The organism is Campylobacter sp. BCW_6464 (assembly GCF_001762775.1).
In the GTDB taxonomy this organism is placed as follows: Bacteria; Campylobacterota; Campylobacteria; order Campylobacterales; family Campylobacteraceae; genus Campylobacter_D; species Campylobacter_D jejuni.
In genome coordinates, this window is record NZ_MJXM01000019.1 from 1 (window position 1) to 2,691 (window position 2,691).

Here is a 2,691-nt window from a genome sequence, read left to right on the forward strand (position 1 = left end):
TTAGATCAAGATAATACTATAAAACAAGATACACCTAGTTATTATTTTTCTCCTAAAGATGAAAGCAGTGGCAAAGGAAGACTTAGCATCTTTTATAAAAATGATGAACTTTGTTTGCTTAATTATTCTATTATAGAAAATTCTTTAAATATTAAATTAGAATGTTTAAGCAAACAAAGCTTAGAGTATAAAGACTTAATTTCAAACACTTTAAAAGAACAAAAAACCACACAAGTAGATAAAAAACAAGCTATAGCTAAACTTCATGCTCTTTTAGAAAATCAAAACCTAGAATGTATCCATGGAGGTAAAGTCATACTTAAATCAAACAAAGGAAAAACTTTTAAAGACAATAACATTCCTATAATACTAGAAAGTGATTTATTAAACTCTAGTATAGTAGCTTGTCCTAATACTATAGCAGGTGTAAGTGTTCCTTGTACTAAAGTTGTTAATGTAAAAGGATCCTTATCTCAAAAGAAAGTCAATAATGAATTTGCAATCTTACAAGAACTCATCTCAGCTTGTAAAACAGATAAAGGCTTTGCTTTAAAAGTAAGCTTTACTCCTACTAAGTTTAAATTTGATCACAGCTTTGATCCTAAAGAGGGCTTAGGAGAACAAAGTAAAAATCAAATAGAGTTAAAAGAGCCTATAATAAGACTTCATTATAAAAGTGATAGATTTCAAAAAGATAATTTACCTATCTATAATCTTTTAATCAATAATGAAAAAAAAGAACAAGATAAGGCTTTAAATGAATTTAATATAGATTTAAAAGATTTAAAAGATATAGAGGATATAAATATTCTTAATCAATTCAAACAAGACTTTAGTAAAGATTATGAATTTAAAGAATTAAATCTTAGCTTTGATACTAATTTAATCAAACTTTATTTTATTATCCCAAAAAACATTGCTAAAGTTTATAAAAGTGCTTATAAGGAATTTGAAAATAAAGATTTAGGAGTAGGGTATTTTACACAGCTACATGAGTATGATAAAATCATCAAAAATGCTTTAGAAGATAATAAAGAATTAAACGAATATCATTTTAGTTTTTTAGCTCCTGCAAAAATGCAAAATTTAAAACTTCAAATCGCACAAGGACTAGATGAAATCTTAGAAGATGAAGATAGAAAACAAGAGTTTTATGTTTGTAAGTTTGTGGTGGTAAATGGGGTTAGTGAAAACAAAATAAAAGCAAAAAATAAAGATGTAAATATAAATAATGGCACAAAATACACAAACACTACAAAAAGCAATAATATAAGTTCTAGTGAAAACAATGCTCAAGAAATCATCCCTGATAATGTTATAAGAATACAAACACAAGATGGCAGTGGGGAGTTTATTGAGATAGTATTTCCTAGTCAATTAGAACTCAATGATAAACCTTTGGAAGATGTGAGTTATACATTTGTTCCGGCTTTAAGAGGTTTATATTCAATGTTTAAAATTACAAGTAGACTTAATAGTGGTTTAACGCGACAAGAAGTAGTGAAAATTATTGAAAAACTACAAAAAGGTAGCAGTGGGAATATTCGCCTTTTGAAAAATAAAAAAGAATTAGATGAACTGTGGCAAAAATTAATAAAAAATGCCACAAAGTTAGAAGAAAAATATATTCCTATAAAAAATCATAAAATAGGACAAATTACGCAAGAAAAATTTATAAGATATAAATTGAATGATGGAATTGATATTATATACAGAACAGGTTCTGGAAGTGGGGGAGAAACAATAAATATTTATGGCAAAAATCCAAAGCTCAATAAAACTATTCATATTAAACCATAGGAATAAAAGTGAAAAGAATAAAAGTAATATATGCAATGGGTAATCCTATTTTTTCTTATAAAGAAAAAGATGATATAGGATATAAAAGTTATGAAAATTTAAGTAAAGTATTAAATAATAAACCATATTTTTCTGAAATGGATTTACTTTTAGAATATTTAAGATACACAACAAAAACAGATATTCTCTTAGCATTTGAATATTTATTATTAAAACTTATTGATGATGAATTTTTTGCAAGACATGAAATAGATGTAAATATCATTCAATTTTATAATATTGATAGTCTTAACAACACTCCTTCTTTAAATACACCCAAACCTACCTATATAAGTGAATATATTAATATCTTGGGGCAACTTTTTCTAGCAGGTTATATAGATTTTGGATCTTATTGTGATGAAGATAGAAATAAAATAGATTATCCCTCAAACTTATCTTATTATAAAGAAGATAAATATCAAGCTTGGATATATTTTAGAGATAATTTTTTTTATAAAGAAAGATTTGAAAGAAATTTGAATGATGATATTATTGTAGATGGATGTAGCACAATGTTTTCTCCCACTTCTTGGGATACACCACAATATTGGTCACAATACAATATCTGGATAGCAACAACCCCAAAAGGCACAAAATACTTCCAAGAAATCTTAGCTCCTAAATTTTACAACAAATACAAAGATTTAGAAGTTGAGATTGATGATAAGGGCAATGTGCTTAGGTGGATAGGAGAGATTAATAGAGAGACAAAAAATATTAGCAAATAAAAAATGATATAATAATACTTTATATAAGGAATCTTTTATGTTTATAAGTTCTAAAACAGAGTTAATTCAAACTATTAAAAATTTAACAATCAACAATAAAGAAGTTAAACAGATTGATTTT

Annotated in this window: 2 protein-coding genes; both read left to right on the forward strand. The window is 25.9% G+C overall.

The window, feature by feature from the left end; all coding sequences use genetic code 11:
* Nucleotides 1-1,800, forward strand: a 1,800-nt coding sequence (locus tag AJ885_RS00270; protein WP_251988555.1) for a hypothetical protein, incomplete at its 5' end; no start/stop codon positions are given.
* A gap of 8 nt (nucleotides 1,801-1,808) precedes the next feature.
* Nucleotides 1,809-2,570, forward strand: coding sequence for a hypothetical protein (locus tag AJ885_RS00275; protein WP_141080064.1), 762 nt, complete (start codon nucleotides 1,809-1,811; stop codon nucleotides 2,568-2,570).
* Nucleotides 2,571-2,691: the final 121 nt, after the last annotated feature.